This window comes from Rhodococcus sp. 06-235-1A (assembly GCF_002258785.1).
GTDB lineage: Bacteria > Actinomycetota > Actinomycetes > Mycobacteriales > Mycobacteriaceae > Rhodococcoides.
Window position 1 is genome coordinate 364998 of record NZ_NOYI01000008.1, and the last position, 26016, is coordinate 391013.

General features: G+C 64.7%; 23 protein-coding genes. 12 read left to right on the forward strand and 11 right to left on the reverse strand.

Features of this window, described 5'->3' with window-relative positions; translation table 11 throughout:
- Positions 1 to 47: 47 nt before the first annotated feature.
- Positions 48 to 2006: a M13 family metallopeptidase gene (locus CH275_RS06605; protein WP_094676325.1), complete on the forward strand. Its 1959-nt coding sequence runs from the start codon at positions 48 to 50 to the stop codon at positions 2004 to 2006.
- A gap of 32 nt (positions 2007 to 2038) precedes the next feature.
- Positions 2039 to 3349: a cytochrome P450 gene (locus tag CH275_RS06610; RefSeq protein ID WP_094676327.1), complete on the forward strand. Its 1311-nt coding sequence runs from the start codon at positions 2039 to 2041 to the stop codon at positions 3347 to 3349.
- Here CH275_RS06610 and CH275_RS06615 read toward each other — a convergent pair.
- The 5 genes from CH275_RS06615 to CH275_RS06635 form a co-directional block, all read right to left on the reverse strand.
- A complete protein-coding gene (locus tag CH275_RS06615; protein WP_094676329.1) occupies positions 3327 to 4406 on the reverse strand; it encodes an ABC transporter ATP-binding protein in 1080 nt (359 codons plus the stop codon). The two genes, CH275_RS06610 and CH275_RS06615, sit on opposite strands and share 23 nt — an antisense overlap.
- Positions 4406 to 5731, reverse strand: a complete 1326-nt coding sequence (locus CH275_RS06620; RefSeq protein WP_094676331.1) for an ABC transporter substrate-binding protein — start codon at positions 5729 to 5731, stop codon at positions 4406 to 4408. The genes CH275_RS06615 and CH275_RS06620 overlap by 1 nt, the downstream gene beginning before the upstream one ends.
- A gap of 28 nt (positions 5732 to 5759) precedes the next feature.
- On the reverse strand, positions 5760 to 6650 hold the full coding sequence (locus tag CH275_RS06625) for a carbohydrate ABC transporter permease (protein WP_094676333.1): 891 nt from the start codon (positions 6648 to 6650) through the stop codon (positions 5760 to 5762).
- Complete coding sequence (locus CH275_RS06630) at positions 6647 to 7579, reverse strand: carbohydrate ABC transporter permease (protein WP_179276014.1); 933 nt, start codon at positions 7577 to 7579, stop codon at positions 6647 to 6649. The genes CH275_RS06625 and CH275_RS06630 overlap by 4 nt, the downstream gene beginning before the upstream one ends.
- A gap of 133 nt (positions 7580 to 7712) precedes the next feature.
- Positions 7713 to 8624 (reverse strand): L,D-transpeptidase, encoded by a 912-nt coding sequence (locus CH275_RS06635; RefSeq protein WP_094676443.1) that lies wholly within the window; start codon positions 8622 to 8624, stop codon positions 7713 to 7715.
- A 298-nt stretch (positions 8625 to 8922) separates the two neighbouring features.
- On the opposite strand from CH275_RS06635, the gene CH275_RS06640 reads away from it, so the two are divergent.
- The 4 genes from CH275_RS06640 to CH275_RS06655 are packed head-to-tail and all read left to right on the forward strand — an operon-like array spanning position 8923 to position 12051.
- Positions 8923 to 9654 (forward strand): glycosyltransferase, encoded by a 732-nt coding sequence (locus tag CH275_RS06640; RefSeq protein WP_256990884.1) that lies wholly within the window; start codon positions 8923 to 8925, stop codon positions 9652 to 9654.
- Entirely contained in the window at positions 9651 to 10646 is a 996-nt protein-coding gene (locus tag CH275_RS06645; protein WP_094676335.1) for an acyl-CoA dehydrogenase family protein, read from the forward strand. The genes CH275_RS06640 and CH275_RS06645 overlap by 4 nt, the downstream gene beginning before the upstream one ends.
- Positions 10640 to 11389: a PIG-L deacetylase family protein gene (locus CH275_RS06650; protein WP_094676337.1), complete on the forward strand. Its 750-nt coding sequence runs from the start codon at positions 10640 to 10642 to the stop codon at positions 11387 to 11389. Before CH275_RS06645 ends, CH275_RS06650 begins: the two co-directional genes overlap by 7 nt.
- Positions 11386 to 12051: an SAM-dependent methyltransferase gene (locus CH275_RS06655; protein ID WP_094676339.1), complete on the forward strand. Its 666-nt coding sequence runs from the start codon at positions 11386 to 11388 to the stop codon at positions 12049 to 12051. The genes CH275_RS06650 and CH275_RS06655 overlap by 4 nt, the downstream gene beginning before the upstream one ends.
- Positions 12052 to 12077: 26 nt before the next feature.
- On the opposite strand, the gene CH275_RS06660 is transcribed toward CH275_RS06655, so the two are convergent.
- Both CH275_RS06660 and CH275_RS06665 read right to left on the reverse strand, forming a co-directional pair.
- A complete protein-coding gene (locus CH275_RS06660) occupies positions 12078 to 12818 on the reverse strand; it encodes a GAF and ANTAR domain-containing protein (RefSeq protein WP_256990885.1) in 741 nt (246 codons plus the stop codon).
- Positions 12819 to 12935: 117 nt separating this feature from the next.
- Positions 12936 to 13961, reverse strand: a complete 1026-nt coding sequence (locus CH275_RS06665) for a zinc-binding metallopeptidase family protein (RefSeq protein WP_094676341.1) — start codon at positions 13959 to 13961, stop codon at positions 12936 to 12938.
- Positions 13962 to 14169: 208 nt separating this feature from the next.
- Here CH275_RS06665 and nhaA point away from each other — a divergent pair, with 208 nt between their 5' ends.
- Together nhaA and CH275_RS06675 are read left to right on the forward strand one after the other, a co-directional pair.
- On the forward strand, positions 14170 to 16041 hold the full coding sequence (nhaA, locus tag CH275_RS06670) for a Na+/H+ antiporter NhaA (protein ID WP_094676449.1): 1872 nt from the start codon (positions 14170 to 14172) through the stop codon (positions 16039 to 16041).
- Positions 16042 to 16095: 54 nt separating this feature from the next.
- Entirely contained in the window at positions 16096 to 16482 is a 387-nt protein-coding gene (locus CH275_RS06675) for an SdpI family protein (RefSeq protein WP_094676343.1), read from the forward strand.
- A gap of 6 nt (positions 16483 to 16488) precedes the next feature.
- On the opposite strand, the gene CH275_RS06680 is transcribed toward CH275_RS06675, so the two are convergent.
- On the reverse strand, positions 16489 to 17574 hold the full coding sequence (locus tag CH275_RS06680) for a DNA polymerase domain-containing protein (protein WP_094676345.1): 1086 nt from the start codon (positions 17572 to 17574) through the stop codon (positions 16489 to 16491).
- A 2-nt stretch (positions 17575 to 17576) separates the two neighbouring features.
- Positions 17577 to 18626 carry an ATP-dependent DNA ligase gene (locus CH275_RS06685; RefSeq protein ID WP_094676451.1) on the reverse strand — a complete coding sequence of 350 codons (1050 nt, stop codon included), beginning with the start codon at positions 18624 to 18626 and terminating at the stop codon, positions 17577 to 17579.
- A gap of 104 nt (positions 18627 to 18730) precedes the next feature.
- Here CH275_RS06685 and lppU point away from each other — a divergent pair, with 104 nt between their 5' ends.
- Together lppU and CH275_RS06695 are read left to right on the forward strand one after the other, a co-directional pair.
- Positions 18731 to 19336 (forward strand): LppU family putative lipoprotein, encoded by a 606-nt coding sequence (lppU, locus tag CH275_RS06690; RefSeq protein ID WP_094676453.1) that lies wholly within the window; start codon positions 18731 to 18733, stop codon positions 19334 to 19336.
- A complete protein-coding gene (locus CH275_RS06695; RefSeq protein ID WP_094676347.1) occupies positions 19333 to 20769 on the forward strand; it encodes an MFS transporter in 1437 nt (478 codons plus the stop codon). Before lppU ends, CH275_RS06695 begins: the two co-directional genes overlap by 4 nt.
- 1 nt (position 20770) lies before the next feature.
- On the opposite strand, the gene CH275_RS06700 is transcribed toward CH275_RS06695, so the two are convergent.
- Positions 20771 to 21649 carry a universal stress protein gene (locus CH275_RS06700; RefSeq protein ID WP_179276015.1) on the reverse strand — a complete coding sequence of 293 codons (879 nt, stop codon included), beginning with the start codon at positions 21647 to 21649 and terminating at the stop codon, positions 20771 to 20773.
- The gene (locus CH275_RS06705; RefSeq protein WP_094676455.1) at positions 21649 to 22650 is read right to left on the reverse strand and encodes an Acg family FMN-binding oxidoreductase; all 1002 of its coding nucleotides are present in this window, start codon (positions 22648 to 22650) and stop codon (positions 21649 to 21651) included. Before CH275_RS06705 ends, CH275_RS06700 begins: the two co-directional genes overlap by 1 nt.
- Before the next feature lie 223 nt (positions 22651 to 22873).
- On the opposite strand from CH275_RS06705, the gene ilvD reads away from it, so the two are divergent.
- Positions 22874 to 24601, forward strand: coding sequence for a dihydroxy-acid dehydratase (gene ilvD, locus CH275_RS06710; protein WP_094676351.1), 1728 nt, complete (start codon positions 22874 to 22876; stop codon positions 24599 to 24601).
- Positions 24602 to 24721: 120 nt separating this feature from the next.
- Positions 24722 to 25900 carry an IS30 family transposase gene (locus CH275_RS06715; RefSeq protein ID WP_094676457.1) on the forward strand — a complete coding sequence of 393 codons (1179 nt, stop codon included), beginning with the start codon at positions 24722 to 24724 and terminating at the stop codon, positions 25898 to 25900.
- Positions 25901 to 26016: the final 116 nt, after the last annotated feature.

Sequence of the window (26016 nt, forward strand, 5' to 3'; positions counted from 1 at the left end):
ACCCTAAACACCCGTTCAATGAGGCGCAAGAGTGTAAAGATGGACGCATGACTTCAGTAGTGAACTCGGGCATCGATCTCAGCTACCAGGACGAGAACACACGGGCGCAGGACGACCTCTTCGTGCATGTCAACGGCAAATGGCTCGAGAATTACGACATCCCGGCAGACCGCGCAGTCGACGGAGCCTTCCGGACGTTGTACGACCGCGCCGAGGTGGACGTCCAGACCATCATCGAGGAGTCCGCCGCCGCGAATCCCCCCGTGGGCAGCGACGCACAGAAGATCGGCGACCTGTTCTCGAGCTTCATGGATGCCGACCGTGCCGAGCAGCTCGGCGTCACCCCCATCGCCGACGAGCTCACCGCCATCGCCGACGCAGCCGATCCGGTCACGCTCGCAGGCATTCTCGGCTCACTGCAACGCACCGGCGTCGGCGGTGGAATCGGCCAGTACGTCGACACCGACGCCAAGCAGTCCGATCGCTACCTCGTGCACTTCAGCCAATCCGGCATCGGCCTGCCCGACGAGTCGTACTACCGCCAGGACGAGTACGCCGAAATCCGTGCGAGCTACGTCGAACACATCTCGAAGATGTTCGCGCTCAGCGGGATCGACTACGACGCGCAGGCGGTGTTCGACCTCGAGCAGAAGATCGCAGCCGGCCACTGGGACGTCGTCGCCAGGCGTGACGCCGAGAAGAGCTACAACCTCGTCCAGTTCGACACCCTCGTGCAGAACGAACCCGGATTCAATTGGGCTGCATGGATTTCCGGGCTCGGAGCCACCACCGAGCAGTTCGCCGAGATCGTCGTGCGACAGCCGCCGTTCCTCGGCACGTTCGTCTCGCTGTGGGTCTCCGAGGACATCGAGACATGGAAGGCGTGGCTCGCCTGGCGCGTCGTACATTCGCGCGCACCGTTCCTGACGAGCGCGATCGTCGACGAGAACTTCGCGTTCTACGGAGCGACGCTGACCGGAACCGAGGAGAACCGGGAGCGGTGGAAGCGCGGAGTCTCCGTGGTGCAGGACGTGCTCGGCGAGGCCGTCGGCAAGCTGTACGTCGAACGGCACTTCCCGGCCGACTCCAAGGCGCGGATGCAGGTGCTGGTGGAGAACCTCACCGAGGCGTACCGCCGCAACATCTCCGAGCTCGAATGGATGAGCCCGGAGACGCGCGAGAAGGCACTGGACAAGCTGGGCAAGTTCACCCCCAAGATCGGCTACCCCGATCGCTGGCGCGACTACTCCAGCGTCGAGATCAGCGCAGACGATCTGCTCGGTAACTACCGCCGCGGCTACACCGCGGACTACCAACGCGACCTCGACAAGCTCGGCGGTCCGGTCGACCGCGACGAGTGGTTCATGACGCCACAGACCGTCAACGCGTACTACAACCCGGGCATGAACGAAATCGTCTTTCCCGCAGCGATTCTGCAGCCACCGTTCTTCGACCCCGAGGCCGACGACGCGGCCAACTACGGCGGTATCGGAGCCGTCATCGGCCACGAGATCGGCCACGGATTCGACGACCAGGGCGCCAAGTACGACGGCGACGGCAACATGGTCGACTGGTGGACCGACAGCGACCGCACCGAATTCGGCAAGCGCACCACGGCGTTGATCGAGCAGTACAACGAGTTCGAGCCCAAGGCACTGCCCGGCCACAAGGTCAACGGCGAGTTCACCATCGGCGAGAACATCGGCGACCTCGGCGGGCTCTCCATCGCGGTCGCAGCCTACGAGATCTCGCTCGAAGGCAAGGATGCACCGGTGCTCGACGGCCTGACCGGGCTGCAGCGTGTGTTCTTCGGGTGGTCGCAGGTGTGGCGCACCAAGGCACGCGATGCCGAGGCGATCCGTCGTCTCGCCGTCGATCCGCACTCGCCGCCGGAGTTCCGCTGCAACGGCGTCGTGCGCAATCTGGACAGTTTTCACGAAGCCTTCGACGTACAGCCCGGAGATGCGTTGTACTTGGAACCGGGCAATCGCGTCAAGATCTGGTAACGCACGGGGTAGGACAAGGGGAGGATGTTCGGATGAGGGAATTCGTACGATGGCTTGCAGCGCACGGGGTCATTCGGTTCGCGGCCAGACGGGCAGCGGCAGCGGGTGATCCACAGGCCATGCTCGTGGCCGATCCCGCGACGCGGGCGAATCCGACGCCGGTCTACGAAAAACTGCGCGTCACGGCACCGCTGGTGAAGACCCGCATCTCGAACATCACCGTGCACCATCGCGTGGCCTTCGACCTGCTCCGTTCCGACGACTTCAGAGTCACTAGGCTCGGCGGCACCTTGCCCGCGCCGCTGCAGTGGGTCGAACGGCACACCAGATCCGGTGCCCTGCATCCGATTCTGCCGCCGTCTCTTCTCTCGGTCGAACCGCCCGATCACACGCGGTACCGCAAGCTGGTGTCCTCTGTGTTCACCGCTCGGGCCGTGGCGCAGATGCGCGATCAGGTGCAGGAAACCGCCGACGCGCTACTCGACGAGCTGTCCGACGGTTCTCCGGTTGTCGACATCGTCGATCGCTACTGCGCGCGCCTGCCGGTCGCGGTGATCGGGCGGATCCTCGGTGTTCCGGTGGAGGACAACCAGCGGGTTCTCGAGTTCGGTGAGATGGCCGCACCGAGCCTCGACATCGGCTTGTCCTGGGACCAGTTCAAGCAGGTCGAGCGTGGGCTGATCGGGTTCGACGCCTGGCTCTCCCAGCACATCGCCGAGCTGCGCCGCACTCCCGGTGACGATCTGATGAGCCAGCTGATCGCCGCGAAGGACGAGGGCATCGGCCTCAACGACGAAGAGCTCAGGGCCACTGCAGGATTGGTGCTGGCAGCAGGATTCGAGACGACCGTCAATCTGCTCGGTAGCGGAATCCGGTTGCTGCTCGATCACCCCGATCAACTCGCCGTGCTGCAGCAGGATCCGTCGCACTGGCCCACTGCCATCGACGAGATGCTGCGGATGGAATCTCCGGTGCAGCTGACCGCGCGAGCCGCCAAGCACGACGTGGTGGTGGAGGGCGTGCCGATCAGGGAGGGATCACTGGTGATCCTCGTGCTCGCCGGCGCCAACCGCGACCCGCTGGTGTTCGAGGATCCGAACAGATTCGACGTCACCCGCGCCAACGCAAGCAAGCACCTGTCGTTCTCGGGCGGCCGCCACTACTGCCTCGGCGCAGCACTGGCCAAGGCCGAATCGGAGGTGGGCCTGAAAGCGCTGTTCGACAGGTTCCCCCACCTGCGCTCGGCAGGCGAGGGAACCCGGCGCAACACCCGCGTCCTCCACGGATGGGCCACGCTCCCCATCGATCTCGGTGAACCTGCTACGACAACCGCAGACCGGTAGCGGAGTCGAAGAAGAACAGCTCGTCCAGCTTGGGCACGAGTCGGATGGTTTCGGCCAGTGCGATGGACAGCTTGCGGTCGACGCGAACCGAGATACGTCCGGTGGTCGTCGTCCACCCGCCGTCGGTGCTCGGTGCGGATGCGTAGACGAACGACTCCGCACCCAGTTCCTCGATCAGCTCGACGGTCAGTTGCAGGCCGGTACTGTCGCCCACCAGGTCCCACGATTCCGGGCGAATTCCGACCACGACGCGCTCGCGTGCTGACGACGGGACCGGGATGCGTAGTTCGCCGAGTACGGCAGCGCCGTCGTGCACAGGAGCGTCGACGAGATTCATGCCGGGCGACCCGATGAATCCCGCGACGAACGTGTTGACAGGATTGTCGTACAGCTCCCGCGGCGCGGCGATCTGCTGCAATTTGCCGTCGAGCAACACTGCGACGCGATCACCCATGGTCATGGCCTCGACCTGATCGTGGGTGACATAGACCGTGGTGGTGCCCAGTCGTCGCTGTAGACCGGCGATCTGGGCTCTGGTCGACACCCGTAGCTTGGCGTCGAGGTTGGACAGCGGCTCGTCCATGCAGAACACCTTGGGTTGACGCACGATGGCGCGTCCCATGGCCACTCGCTGTCGCTGTCCGCCGGAGAGCTTGCCGGGCTTACGGTTCAGCAGCGGTTCGAGCTCGAGCATCTTCGCCGCGTCGAGCACCCGTGCTGCGGTGTCCGCCTTGCTCATTCCAGCATTGCGCAGCGCGAAACCCATGTTGTCGCCGACGGTCATGTTGGGATACAGCGCGTAGTTCTGGAACACCATCGCGACGTCCCTTGCCCGCGGGGCCAACGAGGTGACGTCCACTCCGCCGATGTCGATGTGCCCGCTTTCGACGGACTCGAGACCGGCGAGCATCCGCAGACTCGTCGACTTACCGCAGCCCGAAGGCCCGACCAGGACGATGAATTCACCGTCCGCGATGTCGAGTTCGAGTGTGTCGACTGCGAGTGAATCGGCTCCCGGATACCGGTGCGAGACACCGGCGTAGTGAACGGCGGCCATTACTTCGGCAGCTTCGGGGTGATCTGGCGGTCGATGATCTGCTGCAGCTGATCCGAGATCGAGGCGAATGTCGTTGCCACATCGGCATTCTGCAGAGCGATCTGCTCCAGTCCGCTACCGATGATCTTGTCGCCACCGGGAACGAACACACGAGCGGCGTCCTGTGAGCGGGTACGCGCCAGCTGATCCACGGCCGTCTTCGCGTTGGGGTTGGCCTCGAGGAAGGCGATCTCCGACGGGTCCTGCTGCGCCGACTTGCGGACCGGCATGTAGCCGGTGTTCTGCGAGAAGTAGGCAGTGTTGGCACCGTTGGTGACGAAGTCGATGAACTTGAGTGCATTCACCTTTCGTTCGTCCGAGATCTTCGCCGGGATGGCCAGGCCTGCACCACCGGTGGGGCAACCTGGCGCACCGTCCGTGGCCGGCAGGAAGGCCGTGCCGAACTCGAACGCGGCCCCCTTGGTGATGGTCGACAGGTCGCCGGTGGAGGCGATGGTGGACGCGAGTATTCCCGCGGCGAAGTCGTTGGCGATGTCGTTGGAGACCGCCGCGTACTTCTTGGTGTGGATCATCTCCTGCAGGAACTTGCCTGCCGCAATGGTATTGGGGTCGTCGAACTTCAGCTCGAACTGATCCGAGTACGATCCGCCGAACGTCCAGATCGGGCCCTCGAACGTCCATCCGAGGTAGTCGACGGCGTTACCCCAGCCGTGGGCGAGCTTGCCGTTTCCGACGACGGCCTGAATGCGCGGGCCCCACTCGTCGAACTCCTGCCAGGTGGCCGGTCCACGATCGGGCAGACCGGCTGCCGACCAGACGGCCTTGTTGTAGTAGAACAGCGGCGTCGAACGTGCATACGGCAACGCCCAGTGGCTACCGTTCCAGTTGTAGTCGGCGAGAAGCGAATCCACGTAGTCGGACTGATCGACGCCTGCTGCCGAGAAGTGCTTGTCGAGCGGCTCGATCGCACCGGTGAGTGCGTAGTTGAACCACCAGACGTCCGAAAGCACGACCACGTCGGGTACATCGTTGCCGGACAGCGCCGCATTGAACTTCTGCGACACCTCCTCGTAGTTCTTGCCACCGTCGATGAGATTGACCGTCAGACCGGGATTCTCGGCCTGGAAGCGCGAGATCAGTTCCTTCTCGAACTCCTGGGACTTGCCCGGGTGGTTCGACCAGAAGTTGATCGTGTTCGCATCGCCTTCGACGCCGCCACCGCCGGACGAGCCCGATCCGGGACCGCTGCATGCGGCCAGAGCTGCGGCGGCCGCAGCCGCACCCGTGAGCGTGAGGAAGCCACGCCGATTGATGATGTGTGCCATGGTGTTCGACTCCTGATAGTGAGGTGAATCAGCCCTTGACCGCACCGGAGGTGAGGCCCTTGATCATGTGGCGCTGCAGGACGAGGAAGACGAGAAGAATCGGCAGGATGGTCAGCACGGTTGCAGCCATGACCGCTCCCCAGTTGGTGTAGCCCTCGCTGTTCTGCAGCAGTGTCAAGCCGACCGGGAGCGGCGCGACCGACGAGTCGTCCGACATCAGGAACGGCCAGAGGTATTCGTTCCATTCGGTGACGATCGTGATGATGGCAAAGGCCACCATCGTCGGACCCGACAGCGGCAGGATCACCCGGAACATCAGCCGCACCGGCCCGGCTCCGTCCATACGAGCGGCTTCGATGATCTCCGGCGGCAACGACAGGAAGTGATTGCGCATCAGGAAGGTACCGAAGGCTACGCCGGCCAGCGGAATGATGATGCCCTGGAACGAGTTCCGCCAACCCAACTCGGAGATGAGCGAGTAGTTCGAGATGACGGTGATCTGATTGGGCACCATCAGCGCGGCGATGATGACGAGAAAGACGATGTTCTTGCCCGGGAACCGCAGGAACACCAGACCGTAGGCGCTGAGTACCCCGAGGACGAACTTGATGGACGACACGGCCGTGGTGATGATGATGGAGTTGCGTAGGTAGGTGAAGAACGGCACCTCCGTCGTCGCCTCGTCGTAGTTCTGCGGATGAAAGACGCTGGGCCACCATGTGACCGGCTGAACGTAGATGTCCGGGCGGTCCTTGAACGAGGTGATCAGGATCCAGAACAGTGGCAGCCCGATCATCAACAGGACAGCAACCATGGCCGCGTAACCGAGGATGTTCGCGCTTCGGCGCGTGCGCTGTGGGTCACGACTGCGCGAAACCTTCTCCGGCACTGCGGCATCGGGCTTGCTCACCAAGGTCATCGCTGATCGTCCCGATCCATGATTCGTACCTGCACGAGAGTGACGATCAACAACACGAGGAACAGGATCGTCGCGACGGTCGCACCGTAGCCGGCCCGGAAGTTGCGGAACGTCTCCTCGTAGACCTGGTAGACCATCGTGGTGGTTCCGGTGGCCAGTGGACCGCCGCGCGTCATGACATTGATGATGTCGAAGACCTGGAGCGAGTTGAGCAGCACCGTGATCGACAGGAAGAACGTCGTCGGACGAAGCTGCGGTAAAAGCACTTTGCGGAACGTGGTCCAGCGGCTCGCCTGATCGATCTCGGCCGCTTCCATCAGTTCCTTTCGCACGCCCTGCAGAGCCGCAAGGTAGATGACGAAGGTGTAGCCCAGGTTCTTCCACAGGTACGTCACGGTGATCATGACCATCGCCCACTTGGGGTCCTGATAGAAATCCGGGACCGAGCCGAGGCCGAGGCGTCGCATCAGGTCCTGCACCAGGCCGAAGTTGGGGTCGAAGACGAACTGGAACGCGATGCCGATCGCTGCGCCGGAGATGACGTACGGGGCGAACACGGCAGAGCGAACGAAGTTGCGGCCCCTCAGCTTTCGATCGAGCAGCAGCGCGAGCACCAGGCCCAGCACCAGCGACCCGACGACGGCCGCGACCGTGAACACGACGGTGTTGCCGACGATCTGCCAGGTGTCCTCGCGGGACGCCCATTCGCGGTAGTTGTCGAAGCCGACGAACGTGGACGTGGGCGACGACAGGTTCCAGTCGAAGAAGGAGAACTGGAAGTTCTCCACCAACGGCCGGTACGTGAACACCGCCAGTAGGGCCAGGTTGGGGCCCACGAGAATCAGGAACAGTGCGTAGTCGGTCCACGGCCGCGAGAAGAAACGCTTCTCGCGTGCCGTGGGCAGCACTCGTTCGGTTGTTGCACTCACCGCGAGGACTGTGCTCAGCCTCGGCTAACGAATGGTGAACTCAGCCCCAACGCTCACCGTCGCGCAGACCAACCTATGTGAGCAGAACTTCGTAGTGGGCTACGAAGTTCCGAGCACATGCGGCGAAGCCGCTCTAACGGTTCCAGTCTCCCAGGCCGTCGGATCCGCTCAGGGTGCCGCCGTCGGTGTTGACGACGATGACGGGATCACCCTTCTGAGCGTTCTCGAAGAACCACTTGCCGTCTTCGGTGCTGACGTTGAGGCAGCCGTGCGAGGCGTTGGAGTACCCCTGCTGGGATTCCGACCACGGGGCTGCGTGCACGAAGATGCCGCTGTAGGAGATGCGCGTGGCGTACTCGACGTACGTGCGGTAGCCCTCCTCGGAGTCCACCGGGACGCCGTAAGTGGACGAGTCCATGTACATGTCGCGGAATCGCTCGCCGACGATGTAGGTGCCGTTCGGGGTTTCGTGGCCGACCTTGCCCATCGAGGTGGGCATGGTCTTGACGACCTCACCGTTGCGGGTGACGGTGATCTGCTTGGTGTTGTCGTCTGCCGTGGTGATGATCGAGTCGCCGGTCGAGAAGTCGGCCTTGGCGCCGCCCGCTTCTACGGTCACCTTGGTGTGTGCCGGGTAGAACTCGTTGGGCAGCCACCGGACCTGACTGTCGTTGATCCAGTAGAAGTGCCCTGGCACGGACGGTTCGGTGGTGACGCGGATAGCCCGGAGTGCAGCATCGCGATCGCCGACGGCCTCGTCGAAGCGGATGGCGATGGGCTGCGCGACTCCGACGACCTCGCCGCCGGACGGGCTGATGCTCGGATCGGCGAAGTTCGCGGGCGCGAGCTGCGGAACGAGAGGCTGCGCAGGGGCAGGAGCGGCCGGATCCGAGAGACCCGGCAACCCGGGAATGGAGATGTCGGGCCCGCCCGGCCACAGCGGGGCGGCCTGTGCTGAACCGAATGCGGCGGACGCAGCAAGGGCTGTACCTGCAAGGATTGCGCCGAGACGGGCGAATCTGCGTGTGCGAACCGGTGATGCCATGTAATCCGACCATCCTTCGTGCTGCGTCGCGATGCCCATCGACAGTGCTGAGCGCGGGCAAAGCCCATTAACACATACCGCTCGGACATTTGCTAATCGGATATTTCCGAAACGGCCGAAAAAAACCTCGAGTACGAGTACCTTGCGCCAACCCAACCCCGACATTGTCTCTGCTGGCCAGAGCGCATGTGTCGACAGGCCGGGAACGGGTACTAGAGAAGGAACCTCATCCGTCCAGACACCGGCGGTTTCCCGTTCGCGGACTGTCCTCCAGTCCGGTGTCTGAAAAGGGTGGACCGTGGTCTTCGAAGATTCTTCCAGTATCCCCAGCCGTACCCCCGTCGGTCACATCGTCGTCGTCGTACCGGCGCACAACGAACAGGATCTGCTCGACGCCTGCCTGACGGCGCTGTCACGGGCCGAGCGTCGCGTCGTCGAGGTGGCCCCGGTGACCGTGGAGACGATCGTCGTGCTCGATGCCTGCACCGACGACTCCGCCTCGATCGCCGCTCGTCACCCATCGGTGTCGACCGTGGCAGTCGCGCACCGCAACGTCGGAGCGGCGCGAGCAGCCGGATTCTCGAACCACGGCCTCGAACGCGCCGACACCACCTGGTTCGCGACCACCGATGCCGACACCCGGGTGGGCGAGGACTGGCTGGTCGGCCATCTCCGGCACGCCGCCGACGGTGCCCGGGCGGTGGCAGGAACAGTGATCGTCGACTTCGAGGGTCGCGTCGAGGAAGATCTTCGGCTGCGCTCGACGTACGACGCGCACTACCGACACCAACTCGGCCATCCACACGTGCACGGTGCCAATCTGGGCGTCCGAGCTGCGGACTACATCGCCGTCGGCGGATTCGCGCCGCTGGCCACCGGCGAGGACCACGACCTGGTCCGACGCCTCGAGCTCGGCGGCGTCACATGCCGACGGGTGTGCGACCTCTCGGTCACGACGTCGGGTCGCCTGCGAGGCAGAGCGCCCGACGGTATGGCCGGATTCCTACGATCTCTGGAGCCTTCTGCATGATCGACACCGGTATCCACGAAACGATCGACCGACCGAGACAGCACACCGGGTTGCGCGCCGCCTTCCTGGCGTTCGAGGCGGACGGCCGTCTCGATCTGGCCCTGCCAGGGTCGGGTTACACAGACCTGCGATGGCAGTCGCTCGCCGCCCTCAGTCGGCACAACACCGTGCTCGGCAGATGGTCGGAGGCGCACACCGATGCGATCGCGATCCTGCACGAACTCGACGGCCCGACGCCTCGGCGTGGTCAGATCTGGGGCGTGTGGGCCGCGGAACCCCCGGCACCGATCCTCGAAGCGCTACAACAGGATTCGGGCTGGGTTCTGACCGGGACCAAGCCGTGGTGCTCGGGTGCATCGCTGTGCACACACGCCTTGGTCACCGCGCGTGTCGACGGCGGTCCTCGGTTGTTCGCCGTCGACCTGACGCATCCAGGCGTCACCCCGGTACCGAACTCGTGGCACGCCGTCGGAATGAGTGAGAGCGATTCCGGTTCGGTCGAGTTCGACAGCGTTCCCGCCGTCGCCGTCGGCGGACCGACCGACTACCTGACCCGACCGGGCTTCTGGCACGGCGCAATCGGGGTGTCGGCGGCCTGGTTCGGCAGCGCGTGTGCGGTCGCAGACACGCTGCACGCTGCTGTTCGGGACAGGCCGGACCCGCATCGCGCGGCCCATCTCGGTGCGATCGCAGCGGCGCTCGGTGCCGCGTCGAGCGCCCTGACCACCGCTGCGGCGGAAGTGGACGCCGATCCGTTCGACCGTTCCGGTCACGCGCGCACGCGGGCTCGGATCGTGCGGGCAGTGGTCGAGAATGCAGCAACGGAGTGCATCGACCGCGTGGGCCGCGCTCTCGGTGCCGGACCCCTGTGCGGTGATGCCGAGCATGCCCGACGCGTCGCCGATCTCACCGTCTACCTGCGGCAGAGTCACGCCGAGCGCGACCTCGAAGCACTCGGTCACGATGTCGCCGAGGAGGAAAACCCATGGTAGAGAATGCCTTCGATGCCGAAGTGGATGTCGGCACCACCGAATCGAACTGGATGACGGCCGACTGGTCCGTCCCCGGGCTGCAATGGAACGACGTCGTCACCATGGTCGTCGTCGCCCCACATCCCGACGACGAGATACTCGGTGTCGGTGGTCTGTTGTCGTTGGCGGCCGCGGCAGGCGTCGACGTGCGGGTGGTCGCGGTGACCGACGGCGACGGCTCACATCCCGGATCCCCGACGGTGACGGCGGAGGACCTGCGTGCGCGACGCCCCGTCGAGTCCGAACGTGCGTTGGCCGAGCTGGGAATCGACCACTCACCGACGCGTCTGCAGATCACCGACGGTGCCGTCGAGCAGCACGAGGGTGCGGTGGCCGATGCGTTGATGCCGCTGCTCGACGCCACCCCGGGCACCTGGTGCCTGACGCCGTGGCGCGGGGACGGCCATCCCGATCACGAAGCCACCGCGAGAGCGTGTCTCACCGCGGCGAACGCGGTGGGGATACCGGTGGTGGAGTATCCGATCTGGATGTGGCACTGGGCAACTCCGGAGCATCCGGCCGTGCCGTGGACGCGGTGCCGCCGTGTCGATCTCCCGGCGCACGTCCTCGAAGCCAAACGAGCATCCATCGAGCAGTTCGACTCTCAGATCCGGCCCCTGTCCGATCACCCTGCGGACCGAGCCGTGCTGCCGCCGCACATCCTGGCCCGCTACCGGCGCCCGTTCGAGGTGGTGTTCGCGTGAGCCAGGGTTCTCGAACGAGCCCCAATTCTCCAACGAGCCTGAGCGCCGAGTACTTTCGTGACGTCTACGCGGCGAAGGACGATCCGTTCATGCTCGACAGCAAGTGGTACGAGCGGCGCAAATATGCGCTGACCATGGCGTCGCTACCCAAGGCGCAGTACCGGCGGGCATTGGAGCCCGGTTGTTCGATCGGCGTACTCACCGAACAGTTGGCCGTCCGGTGCGAGCACGTGGTCTCGACCGACGTGGTGCAGAGCGCCCTCGACTCGGCGCGGGCCCGCGTACAGGATTCGGCTGCAGTGGAATTCGCGCTGTGGTCTCTGACGGACGACTGGTCGGCCCTGCCCGATGCGAAGGAGCCCTTCGATCTGATCGTCGTCAGCGAGGTGGGGTACTACCTCGATGCCGCCGATCTGGCGTCGGCCATGAACCGCGTCGTCGATCATCTGGAGATCGGCGGCACTCTGGTGGCAGCGCACTGGCGTCACGACGTGGACGACTATCCGATCTCGGGGGATCGAGTACACGAGATCATCGCCGCAACACCAGGATTGGCATTGCTCAGCCGCTACCTGGACGAGGATGTCCGCATCGAGGTCTTCGTCGCCTCCGATGGGCCTGCGGTGTCGGTCGCGAGTACGGACGGCCTCGACGTGCGCTGACGGCGCTCGATCTCCGAAGATGGGGCTCAGTCGGTGGACTTCGCCGCGTCGATCACAAGCTGTTCGGCGAGGTCGGCGAGTTTGACATTGGTGTCTTGAGAAAGCTTGGCCAACAACGCGAATGCTGCCTGCGAGTTCAGGTTGTACCGCTCCATCAACATGCCCTTGGCCTGACCGATCAGGTCTCGGCTCGTCAACGCGGCCCGGATCTGCTGCTCCTCGCGTGCAGTGGAGAACGCGATGGCGGCATGAGCAGCGAACAGCGAGCCGATGGACTCGGCCTCGTCCGAGAACGCGTTCTTACGGGTGGAATGCAGGTTCAGAGCGCCGAAGTTGATTCCCTCGACGTAGAGCTGGAAGCAGATCATGCTCTTGACCCCGAGCGCGGACGCGGCGTCTGCGAACAGTGGCCAGCGGGTGTCGCTGTCCATGTCGTCGATTCTGATGGTCTTCTGTTCGATGGCCGATTCGAGGCACGGGCCCTCGCCCAGTTGCTCCTGAATCTTGTCGCAGTGGCCGGCAGGCTCACCCGACAGCGCAGCACTGTGCACGAACTTGCCCTGCAGCACGGTGGTGATGGACGCGAACTCCGCAGCGGGGACATTGGCCACCGCCGACTCGGTGATGACGGCCAGAACCCGATCGGGATCCGAATGCTGACGCCGCAGCTTCTCGGCCACCTCGGCCAGCCGTCGACTCAGCTGGAAGTCGGTAACCCGCGGGATTGCACCCGACTCGTTCAGTGTCTGCTCGCAGATGGTGGTCACCTCGTCCTACTGCTGCACTGGTCCCGCTACTCACAGGGGCGCATCCCGGCATCGGCCGAATGCCGACACCACAGGATACGCCCCAGGCGAGAAAGCTCGGGAACCGTTAGCGACGCATCAGAGCGTGCTGGGCGCGATCAGCGAGTGCACGAACCCGATCTTCTTCACGACGGTCGGCGGCAGCACGAACGGATAGAGGTCCTGATGCCCCATCGACCGGTTGATCTGGTTCAGCGCCCACGACAACGGCAGCCACCATTCGATGATCTGATCGAAGCCGACGTCACCCGGCAGCGGGCTCTCCAGCGTCGAACCCGCCGGTGCCATCCCGAACGCCGCCGCTGTGTCCAGGGTGTCGCGGATGTGCAGGTAGTGGGCGAAGGTCTCGGCCCAGTCCTCGGCCGGGTGCATGGTGGCGTAGGACGAGACGTAATTGTCTTCCCAGCCGTCGGGCGCACCCTCGCTGTAGTGGCGATCGAGAGCGTCCTGGTAGCTCGAGTCCGGATCGCCGAACAGTTCCTCGAACGCTGCTCGATGCTCACCGTCTCCGACCAGCACCATCTGGTAGTAGTGGCCGATCTCGTGCCGGAAGTGGCCCACCAAAGTGCGGTACGGCTCGGACATCGCCACGCGCAACTGCTCGCGGTGCACGTCGTCGCCCTCGGCCAGGTCGAGAGTGATCAGACCGTTGTCGTGGCCGGTCATCACCTGCTGGTCGGCGCTGGAGAGTAGATCGAACACCAGACCCGTCGACGGGTCCTCGTCTCGTCCCACGATCGGCAGACCAAGTTCGGTGAGCTCGAGAACGACGCGACGCTTGTTGGTCTCGGCATCGGCATAGGCGGCCATCGCGTCCACATCGTCGTCGGCCGGCCGGGTTCGGGTCAGTCGGCAGGACACACACAGATCGTCGGTGTCCGCGGTGTCGACCAGCCAGTTGCACCGCGCGGTGTTGAGGTTGGCGCACATCTTCCACGTCGTACCGTCCACCTCGGCTTCGGCGACGCCGTCGTCGGCCTTGTCCGGCAGCACCAGCAGCGCCCTGCTCGGCAGATGGAAGCCGAGTGCGCTCGAGCAGCTCAGACACAGTGAGTTCTCGAACGACAGCTTCTGTCCGCATTTGCGGCAGATGAAATCACGCATGGATGTTCCTTCGTGGCAGGGGTGGGTCGGGCTCGTATTCCCGTTTATCCGCGGACTAATGCCTTGTCCCGAATATGTCGTGCATATCTCTCCCGGCGCACCGAGCCCGCGACCCGACAACTCTACTCGAGTGCGTGGAAGGAAAGCGCCGACAGCGGTGTTGGTACAGACTGCTTCACAACACTCCTCGGAAGGACTCGGACTGCAGATGGCAGATCAGATCACGCCGACGAATCGGCCGATGGCACGCTTCGTCGAACGGATCTCGCGGGCTCGCGGCGAGAGAAACAGCGAGACCCTGGCGGCAGGCTTCCTACTGGCCGCTACCCTGATCGCCCTCATCTGGGCGAACTCACCACTCGGTGAGACGTATCAATCGTTCTGGCACACAGAGCTCTCGGTCACCGTCGGTGAGCACGGCATTTCTCTCGATCTGGCCCACTGGGTCAACGACGGGCTCATGGCGCTGTTCTTCTTCGTCGTCGGCCTCGAGGTCAAGCGCGAGTTCGCGATGGGTGAGCTCACCGACCGATCACGCGCCGCCATCCCGATCGTGGCTGCACTCGCCGGACTGGCCGCACCCGCGTTGCTGTTCCTCGCCTTCAATCCCTCCGGGCCGGCCGCCCAGGCGTGGGGCGTCGTCATTTCCACCGACACTGCGTTCCTGCTCGGTGCACTCGCCGTCCTGGGACCGAAGAAGGCCGCGCGGTTGCGGATCTTTCTGCTCACCCTCGCGGTGGCCGACGACGTGGGCGCGCTGGCGATCATCGCGTTCTTCTACACCGACGATCTCGATGTGGTGCCGTTGGTGTTGGCCTTCATCGGGCTGGGACTGATCTTCCTACTGCGTCGACTCGAGGTGTGGCGCGGTGTCGGATATTTCGTCGTCGCACTGTTCACGTGGGTCGCGATGTACGAGTCGGGAGTTCACCCCACGCTGGCCGGCGTGATGATCGCGCTGATTCTTCCGGTCTACCCGCCGCGCCGCTCCGAGGTGGAGCGAGCATCCGACCTCACCCGCGCCTTCCGTCAATCACCGAATCCCGAATACGCGCGAGCCGCGAGACTCGGCCTGGATCAAGCCGTCTCGGTCAACGAGAGGCTGATGCGGCTCTACCAGCCGTACACGGCGTTCATCATCGTCCCGATCTTCGCGCTCGCCAACGCCGGAGTGGTACTGAGCTCCGACACCCTGAAGGCCGCATCGACGTCGACGCTCACCTGGGGCATCATCGCCGGTCTCGTCCTCGGCAAGCTCGTCGGAATCACCGGCGCATCAGCCATTTTCGCCAAACTGCGGCCCTCGGCCCTGGCACCGGGCCTGACGCTCTCGCACATCGCGGGCGGTGCGGCGATGTCCGGAATCGGATTCACGATCTCCCTGTTCATCATCGACCTCGCGCTCGACGACCCATTACTGGCCGACGAGGCCCGCGTCGGCGTCTTGGCGGCCTCGGTGATCGCCGCGCTGCTCGGCTGGATCCTGTTCCGCATCGACGCGAGAATTCATCCACCGAAAGCCGAAGCGTCGCTCCGTATTCTGCGTCCGGTCAGCGCCAAGCGCGATCACATCCGCGGTCCCGTCGACGCTCCTTTGACGATCGTGGAGTACGCCGATTTCGAGTGCCCGTTCTGCAGCAAGGCAACCGGCAGCGTCGCCGAGGTACGCAAGCACTTCGGTGACGACCTCCGGTACGTCTACCGCCACCTGCCACTGGACGACTATCACCCGCATGCCCGCTACGCCGCGTACGCCAGTGAGGCTGCCGCAGCGCAGGGCAAGTTCTGGGAGATGGCCGACGTGTTGTTCCGTAACAGCGACGCCCTCGAACCCGACGACATCGACGGTTACGCGCGCGAACTCGGCCTCGACATGGACAGATTCGAGGACGACATCCGCACCGGCGACTACGTGGTGCGCGTCGAGGACGACGAACTCGACGCCACCTCCTCCGATGTGGGCGGCACTCCGACGTTCTACCTGGGTCGCGGCGACAAGAACCTGACCCGACACATCGGACCGTACGATGCGGCGACGTTGATCCGAGCGCTGGAGGAGAGTCGGCAAACCACCGAATAGGACTTTTCGGTATTCTTTCCCGGAACGAGACCCACGCCGACGAAGGGATCGACGGTGGACCCGCAGTCCGCTCGAGAAGTAGCCGGTGCGTTCGCGCTGACACTGTTCGTGTTGTCGCTGACGGTGTACATGACAGCGCTGGTGACCAAAGGACCTGATCAGGAACCCAATTCGCTGATCGGCATCAAGACGCGGGCGACCAAGTCCGGCAAGGAAGCATGGGTCGCCGGCCATCGAGCCGCTTATCCCTACATGATGGCGGGCGCCACCCATTGCTTGGTGTCCGCAGCGTTGATCGTGGGGTTACTGGCCCTCGGCTCCCTACCCGCCACGGCATTGCTGCTGCTGTCGGTGGCGCTGACACTCGGGGCCGCCGTCATCCTGACGGGTGCCGGAATCAAAGCCGACCGGGAGGCCGAACGACATGTACGCACGGAGTGAGCGGAGTCAGCTCTCGGTGCGGTTTCCTTCGGCATCCCAATGCTCGGCGACCTTCTTGGACGGCTGCACCCGCGGCGGTTCGCCGGGCATCTTGGGATAATCGGGTGGGAAGTTCAGCTCCCCGCCCGGCAGTGTTTCCCACAGGTGCAGAAGGGGTTCGAGCGAGTAGGCCTGCGAATCCATGTCGGCCCACGGGTCGCCGTCCTGCACCAGTTCCGGCACTGTGACGAGGTTGAATTCACGCGGATCGGTGACGTCGGCCAACTGCGACCATGTCATCGGAGTACTCACCGGTGCGCCCGGTCGAGCGCGCAGACTCCACGCACTGGCGATCGTACGGTCCCTGTTGTTCTGGTTGTAGTCGATGAAGATGCGTTCTCCGCGTTCCTCCTTCCACCAGTTGGTGGTCACCCCGTCGTCACGCCGTTCGAGTTCTCGACCCAAACCGATGGCCGCGTGCCGCACCTGCTCGAAGGTGTACTCGGGCTCGATGCGCACATAGATGTGAATGCCCCGATTGCCGCTCGTCTTCGGATAGCCACGTAAACCCAACTCTTCCAACAACTCTCGCGTCACCTCGGCGACCCGCAGGGCGTCCGCGAACGTGGTGCCCGGCTGTGGATCGAGGTCGAGACGCAACTCGTCGGGATGGTCGACGTCCGGTCGACGCACCGGCCACGGATGGAACGTCAGCGTGCCCATCTGGGCTGCCCACACCAACGCAGCCGGTTCGGAGGGACACAGCTCCTCGGCGGTGCGCTTGCTGGGGAACGCGATCTTCACCGTTTCGATCCACTCGGGCGCGCCCTTGGGCAACCGCTTCTGATAGAAGCCATCGCCCTCCTTGTCCTGTGGGCCTAGCGCCAATCGCATGCCCTCGCGATAGCCGTCGGGCCACCGCTCCATCGCCGTCGGGCGGTCGCCGATCGCCCGCATCAGTGGCTCACCGATGGCGGCGAAATACTGACAGACCTCGAGTTTGGTGATCTCGGGAGTACGTTCGGTCGCCTCGTAGATGACGCGATCGGGGCTCGACACCCGCACTTCCCGCTCGCCGACCTGCACGAACGCCGGTGGTGTTTTCGCGGCCATGGCTATCGCCCTCCGGCAATGACATCGGCGACGTCGTAGCGCACCGGAACCTCGAGCTGGTCGTACGCACAGGAGCGCGGATCGCGATCGGGTCGCCACCGTAGGAACCGCGCCACGTGCCGTAGCCGTGCACCTTCCATCTGGTCGTAGGCCACTTCGATGACTCGCTCGATGCGCACCGGTATCCAGTTGCGATCGTTGGACGAATTCCAGCGGGTCGCTTCGCCGTCGTACGTGACGTCGTCACCGAGTCGCAGCGGCTCGAGCTCCTCGAGCAGTTCGAGGCGCCGCTTGTCGGTGAACGCCGAGGCCCCGCCGATCATCCGCAGATCGTCGCCATCGTAGAGCCCGAGCAGCAGTGATCCGATACCGTTGCCGGACTTGTGGATTCGATAACCGATCAACACGCAGTCTGCGGTGCGGGCATGCTTGATCTTGATCATCTCGCGCTTGTTGGGTAGATAGAGACCGTCGAGCTTCTTGGCCACCACACCGTCGAGACCGGCACCTTCGAATCGCTCGAACCAATCCTCGGCCACCGCCGCATCATCGGTGGCGGAGGTGACGAAGCAGCTCGGCCCACCTGTGCCGACCGCGTCGAGCAATCTCGCTCGCCGCGTCGAGAACGGCTCGCTCGTCAGGTCCTCGTCGCCGACGGCCAACAGGTCGAATCCGATGAACTGCGCGGGCGTCTTCTCCGCCAGCATCGTCACCCGACTCGCCGCGGGGTGAATTCGTTCCGACAGCGACTCCCAGTCGAGCCGCGTGGAACCGTCCTTCGCCCGGGGAACGACGATTTCGCCGTCGACGACGATCTTCTCCGGCAGCTCGGCCTTGACCGCCTCGACCAACTCCGGGAAGTATCTCGCCAGGTCCTTGCCCCCGCGTGAACCGAGCACCACCTCGTCGCCGTCGCGGAAGACGATGGCGCGAAACCCGTCCCATTTCGGCTCGTAGGACCACACCGGTGGCCCGTCCTCGGGCTGGGCGGGCACCACTTTGGCTGCTTTGGCGAGCATCGGCGCGACCGGCACGGCAAGAGGAAGATCCACGCAGATCATCCTGCCTCATGCGGCCGACAACCGAGTCCGATATTTTCTACACACAGACGATCGATGCACACAGCACGGTTGAATTCACGAGGGCAGGACTCACCATGGCGTCATCCAACCGTTCGGTCCGCGCTCTCGTTCTCGCGCTGACGGCGTGCACGGCCCTGATACTCGCCGGGTGCGCCTCGGAAGTGTCCGGTACCGCCGTCGCCATCTCGGGTGCCACCATCGCGCCCACCACCACGAGTGCTCCTCGCACCACCACGAGCGCCCCGACCCCCGACATCGACGACGGTGGCAGCGTCGACATCGATGTGGAGATCGGCGAGTGTGTGAACCTCGGCGGAACCGTCGACGAGGCCACCATCGCCAATGCGGCCTGCGGATCGCCGGAGTCCAACTATGTCGTCTTCGCCAAGACGCCCACATCGGCCGAATGTCCCGCGGACGCCGATCAGTACTACTACGAGACGTACTTCGACATCGAACAGGGAGCCCTGTGCCTCGACATCGACTGGATTGTGGGCGGATGCATGGACATCGTCGGTGAATTCGCCCAACGGGTCGACTGCGCCACCCCCGGTGCCGACACTCGCCGCGTCGTGACGATCCTGCAGGGCACCTCCTCGGTCGACGACTGCCCCGACCCCGCTCTCTACGGGTACGAGAAGGACTCCCGCAACTTCGTCGTCTGCGTAGAACGCTTGTGACCGCTGAGGGCATCGCACTCTCCAGTGCCAGGGGGCGGTGGATCGTCGCGACCACGGTGCTCGGTTCGGCTCTGGCGATGCTCGACGCCACCGTGGTCAATATTGCGTTGCCTGCGATCGGCCGCGACCTCGGTGCAGGCGTCACCGGTCTGCAATGGACTCTGAGCGGCTACACCCTCGCGCTGGCCTCGCTGATTCTGCTCGGCGGCTCCCTCGGTGACCGGCTCGGGCGCAGACGGGTGTTCATCTGGGGCACAGTCTGGTTCGCCGCCGCGTCGGTGCTGTGCGGCCTCGCTCCCAGCATCGAGGTGCTGATCGCGGCGAGGCTGTTGCAAGGTGTCGGCGCAGCGCTGCTCACTCCCGGTTCGCTGGCACTGATCTCGGCGTCCATCAAGGCCGAGGATCGGGGCGCGGCAATCGGGCTGTGGTCGGGATTGGGTGGTGTCGCGTCGGCCATCGGCCCGTTGCTCGGGGGCTGGTTGGTCGACGCCGTCGGGTGGCGTGCCGTGTTCCTGATCAACATCCCCCTCGCCGTCGTGGTCGTGTCGGTAGCCGCGAAACATGTTCCGGAGAGCCGAGATCCGCACGCGTCCGGACGACTCGACGTGCCGGGCGCGGTGACTGTCGCGGTGGCGCTGGGTCTGCTCACGTACGGGTTGATCGAGTCGCACACCGTGGCGCTGGTACTCGGGGTTGTTGCGGTCGGAGTGTTCGTGGCGATCGAGCGCCGCTCGCACGATCCATTGGTACCGCCGTCACTGTTTGCTTCCCGAGTTTTTCTGGCGGCCAACCTCGTTACCTTCGCCGTCTATGCGGCACTCGGCGGAGTGTTCTTCCTGCTGGTGCTGCAGTTGCAGTTCGCCGTGGGCTACTCGCCCATCTCGGCCGGAGTCTCGACGCTGCCGATCACAGCACTGATGCTCGTACTGTCGGCCCGCGCGGGCCGGGTGGCCGGGCGTATCGGACCACGCATTCCGATGACGGTCGGGCCGCTACTGTCGGCCCTCGGGCTGGTGCTGATGCTGCGCATCGGTCCTGGATCCAGTTATGTCACAGACATTCTGCCCGCGGTCGTCGTGTTCGGTCTCGGCCTGTCCGCTCTGGTGGCCCCGTTGACGGCAGCCGTTCTCGGTGCGGTGTCGACCGACCGCGCCGGCATTGCGTCGGGGGTCAACAACGCCGTGGCCCGCACCAGCCAACTGCTCGCCGTCGCAGCCCTGCCTGCGCTCGCCGGAATCGCCGGGTCCGATTACTCTGCGCCGGAGGTGTTCTCGGCCGGCTTCCACACAGCGATGCTCCTGTGTGCCGGACTGTTGGTGATCGGTGCCCTCATCGCAGCCGTACTGATCCGAGGAACGGGCGGCGAGGCGTCGAACTGCCCACCGCACTGCGACATGACGTCACCACCGATGGCACCGCGCCGGAGCGCGTGACTCAACGCACGATCAGCACCGAACAGTCGGCGTGGTGAACGAGGTTCTGACTGACCGATCCCAGAATCGCACCGCGGAGTACACCTCGACCCCGAGAACCCACCACGAGCATCGACGCGGACGCCGACATCGCACGCAACCCTCGCGTCGGGCTCGACTGAGTGCTCACGGTCGTCAACGTCACCTCCGGGTACTTCTCGCGCACTTTCCCCACATGCGCATCGAGCCAATGCTTTTCGTGTTCGCGAACGCTCACCCAGTCGACACCCTCGAATCCTGTTCCCAGACCCGGCTGGGCCGCGAATCCCCAATAGTTCGCCGCGACCACCGGTGCACCGACGGTATGCGCGAACTCGAGCGCGGCACTCAACGCTCGATCCGACTGCTCACTTCCGTCGACACCCACCACGATGGGCCGAGCGGAATCGACGCTCTCCCCACCGCCACGCACGAGCAGCACAGGGCAATGGGCGTGCGTGACGACTCGGAGGGTGTTGCTGCCCAGGGTCAGGTCTCGTAGTGCACTCGACTTCCTCGATCCCAGCACAATCAATTCTGCGTCGGCATTCGACAGGTACGACGCGATCGTCCCATCGACGGTGACGATGTCGACGGACACCTCGGGTGCCGCGTCGTGCATCGCACCGGCCGCTCGAGTGAGGTGCTTGCGTCCGATGATACGGAGGTCGCGCTCGAGCGCACCGGCGTCGACGAACGCTGCCGATCCGTACCAATCCCCCTCGGGGACAGCATGAATCAAGCGAACGGACGAATGTGTCCTCGCGGCGTAGGTGGCCGCCCACAGCGCTGCGGCATCGGCCTCGGTCGAACCGTCGATGCCCACCAGAATGGGAAGCACTCGGTCGGTGGATGTACTCATCATGATCGCCTTCGATTCGTTGTGTGGGCGGGCGCAGACAGCACCGACGCCACGGCGTGTCGCGGGGTTCGGGGTGGCGGCGAGCCGATCATGGGGGTGCCGACTCGAATCAACACCTGCGCCAGGCCGTTTCGCGGGGCCAGGGACTCGACCAGGTGCCTGCTCCCCGACTGTTCCGTCATGTGCGTCAAGGGGCATGTCGCCAGCCCGTCCGCAGTCGCGGCCAACAGGAACGAAGACATCGCGCGGCCGCAGTTCAACCAATCGAGGCGTTCGTCCGATGCCGTGCCGAGCAGCAACACTGTGGACTCGTCTTCGACCGGCTCCTGCGTCGTGGTCTCGGCTACCCGGTGCGGTTCGGGGAACTGTCTCCCGACCTGCACCCTCGACGCCTCGGCCCGGTTCGTCAGGGCCTCCGGCGGAATTCCTCCCGAGCGGAACGAGTGCCCGGCCCACCATCTGATCTCTGCCTGATAGGTCGCGTCGTACTTTCGCACGCTCGCGCTCAGCGTCGAGGCCTTCGCCAACGTTTGTTTGGACTCCGGCGACAGGACGGTCATCTGCGTGCCGTAGTGCGCCTGCCCGAGGTACCTCGTCAGAATGCGATTGCTCGGCACCGGTCCGAATGCCCGCCGATCCGAGTGGCGGCGGTTGATCGCAGCCAACAGATCGAACTCGTGCGAGCGCGGACGTGCGTCGTGAACGAAGCGAACATGCGCGAGATGATCGGGCGAACCCGGTGTGGGCAGCAGATCGATCTCGGTCGTCCACCTCAACGCCGCGGCAGCCTTGTCGAGATGGTCCAACGCTGCCCCACAGCTCAACACCATCTGTCGCTCCGCCGGGTCGATCACCCCGAGCACTCGCGAGCTGTCGGTGTACAGATCGAGTCCGCGTGCGGAGTAGGTCCACCGCCACGGTTGACTGTTGTGTACCGACGGTGCCCGACACGCGAGCTCCACCAGCATCTCCACCACGGCCGTATCCGGCTGATCGTTCATCGTCTCTCCTCGACCTCCCACCTCGATGCGGTGGCTGCACAACCACTGTCGCTTCCAGCTGGTACCGCTCGACAGGGCCATTCGTCACTCGACAGAGGGCATTCCGGTAGAGGAGTTGGGTGCAGGCCGATCGACGGCGGCAACCACAGGTTTAGTGTTGACGGTGAATGCGACTCAGGAGCGGAACCTGAGGACGCGCGTCCGCCGACCGCTCAGGAGAGTCATGACGACCCCGCAGAATCCCCCGGAAGAGCAACCCAACGACATCGACGTCAAGCCGCGTAGTCGCGACGTCACCGACGGGCTGGAGAAGACCGCTGCCCGCGGCATGCTCCGCGCCGTCGGCATGGGCGACGACGACTGGGGCAAGTCCCAGATCGGCGTGGCGTCGTCCTGGAACGAGATCACTCCGTGCAATCTTTCGCTCGAACGGCTGGCGAAGGCCGTCAAGAAGGGCGTCCACGCCGCCGGTGGGTACCCGCTGGAATTCGGCACCATTTCGGTGTCCGACGGCATCTCCATGGGTCACGAGGGCATGCACTTCTCACTGGTCTCCCGTGAGGTCATCGCCGACAGCGTCGAAACCGTCATCAGCGCAGAGCGGCTCGACGGTTCGGTGCTCCTTGCCGGCTGCGACAAGTCCTTGCCCGGAATGCTCATGGCCGCAGCACGTCTGGACCTGGCGAGCGTGTTCCTCTACGCCGGTTCCACACTGCCCGGCTTCGCCACCCTGTCCGACGGCAGCGAGCATCAGGTGACGATCATCGACGCATTCGAGGCCGTCGGAGCGTGCTCGCGTGGACTGATGTCGCGGGCCGACGTCGACACCATCGAACGCGCCATCTGCCCCGGTGAAGGCGCCTGCGGCGGGATGTACACCGCCAACACGATGGCCAGCGCAGCCGAGGCCATGGGAATGTCGTTGCCCGGCAGCGCATCCCCGCCGGCACCGGACCGTCGACGCGACGGATTCGCGCACGCCAGCGGCGAGGCCGTCGTCGATCTTCTCCGACGCGGCATCCGCACCAGCGACATCCTCACCAAGGAAGCCTTCGAGAACGCCATCGCTGTCGTCATGGCCTTCGGTGGCTCGACCAACGCCGTCCTGCACCTCCTCGCCATCGCCCACGAAGCTCAGGTGGAGCTGACCCTGGCCGACTTCACCCGCGTCGGCGCGAAAGTGCCGCACCTCGCGGACGTCAAGCCTTTCGGCAAGCACGTCATGACCGACGTCGACGCCATCGGTGGAGTTCCCGTCGTGATGAAGGCTCTGCTCGACGCCGGCCTGATGCACGGCGACTGCATGACGGTCACCGGAAAGACAGTGGCGCAGAACCTCGCTCACATCGCACCGCCGGACCCGGACGGAAAGGTACTGCGCGCACTCGACAAGCCGATCCACCCGACCGGCGGCATCACCATTCTCGAGGGCTCACTCGCTCCGGGTGGGGCCGTCGTCAAGTCCGCAGGCTTCGACTCCGACGTATTCGTCGGCACGGCAAGAGTTTTCGAACGTGAACGCGCGGCCATGGACGCCCTCGAAGACGGCACCATCGCAGCGGGCGACGTCGTGGTCATCCGCTACGAGGGACCCAAGGGCGGGCCGGGAATGCGCGAGATGCTCGCGATCACCGGAGCAATCAAGGGCGCGGGCCTCGGCAAGGACGTCCTGCTGCTCACCGACGGACGGTTCTCCGGCGGCACCACCGGCCTGTGCGTCGGACACGTGGCACCCGAGGCAGTCGACGGCGGTCCCATCGCCTTCGTGCGCGACGGCGACCAGATTCGACTCGACGTCGGCAAGGGCACCCTCGACCTGCTCGTCGACGCAACCGAACTGGACTCCCGCGCGAAGGGCTGGGCTCCCCTGCCGCCGCGCTACACCCGCGGAGTGCTGGCCAAATACTCGAAGCTGGTGGGATCGGCCTCGAACGGTGCGGTGCTGATCTAGCACTCACCCTCTGCTCGCCCCCGCTCCCCGCCCTCCCGCGTGAATGGACCGTTGCACACGTCTCGGCAGTTTCAAGCGATGGTTGCAACACAGCTCCTGACCTGAGGAGATGTGGAGCAGATGTCCCGACGTGTCATCCCGAACCGAGCAGAGGTAGTCGCTAGGTTCCATGCCATGCGAGATTCGGGCGCGTCAGTGATCGTTGCGTCGGCCGCCGCCGGTGTCAGTCGATCCACGGGAATGCGGTGGACAGATCAGAGGAGAGGAATCGTCCGCGGGGCCAAACGGATCCGGTCCGAACCCAGCGGACGATTCCTTTCTCAGTCCGAACGAGAAGAGATCGCCATCGGCCGTGCGATGGGGCTGTCTCAGACCGACATTGCCGATCTCATCGGTCGCGACAAGTCGGTCGTCTCACGCGAGCTCGGCCGCAACACCAACCTCGGTGGCACCTACCGATCGGTGTCCGCGCAGCAACGAGCGGAGACACGCGCCCGCCGACCCAAGACTGCGAAGCTGGCCGATCCGGACAGTGAACTCCGCGCGGAAGTTGTTCGCCGTCTGCGGAAAAAGTGGTCACCACAACAGATTTCGGCGACACTGAAGATCGATTACCCCGATCGGCCGGAGATGCACGTGTCGCACGAAACGATCTACAACGCCATCTACGTTCAAGCCAAAGGCGAACTCAAAGCCGATGTCGCCGACGCGCTCCGGACCGGCCGGGCACATCGCCGCAAGCATGGGCGAGTGCCCAGCCATGCCCACCACATTCCCGACAAGACGCTGATCTCCGAGCGCCCCGACGACGTCGAAGACCGCAAAGTCCCTGGGCACTGGGAAGGCGACCTGATCCTGGGCGCCGGAAACAAATCGGCGATCGGCACCCTGGTCGAGCGCACATCCCGATTCACGATGCTGCTGCACCTGCCGCACTCACACAACCTCGACGCCGTCAGAGACGCGATGATCGCCGCGATCCGATCGATGCCGGACACGCTCAAGCAGTCGGTGACCTGGGATCAAGGCATGGAAATGCGCAGGCACGCGGAGATCACGATGGCCACCGACATGGCCATCTACTTCTGCGACCCCCACAGTCCCTGGCAACGTGGCACGAACGAAAACACCAACGGGCTACTGCGGCAATACTTCAAGAAGGGCACAGACCTCTCCGCGCATACCGCAGAGCGGCTTCAAGCGGTCGCCGACGAACTCAACGACCGCCCCCGCCGAACGCTAGGCTGGAACTCACCAGCAAAAGTGATCAACGAGCTAGTCGTTGCAACGACCGCTTGAAACTGCCCTCGGCGGTGCGATGGTTCATTCACGCGAGGACACCGTGCGCGTGGATGTCACCCTGCATACGTCTCAGCCGTGCAATGGTCCATTCACTCGAACGGGGCGGGCGGGCA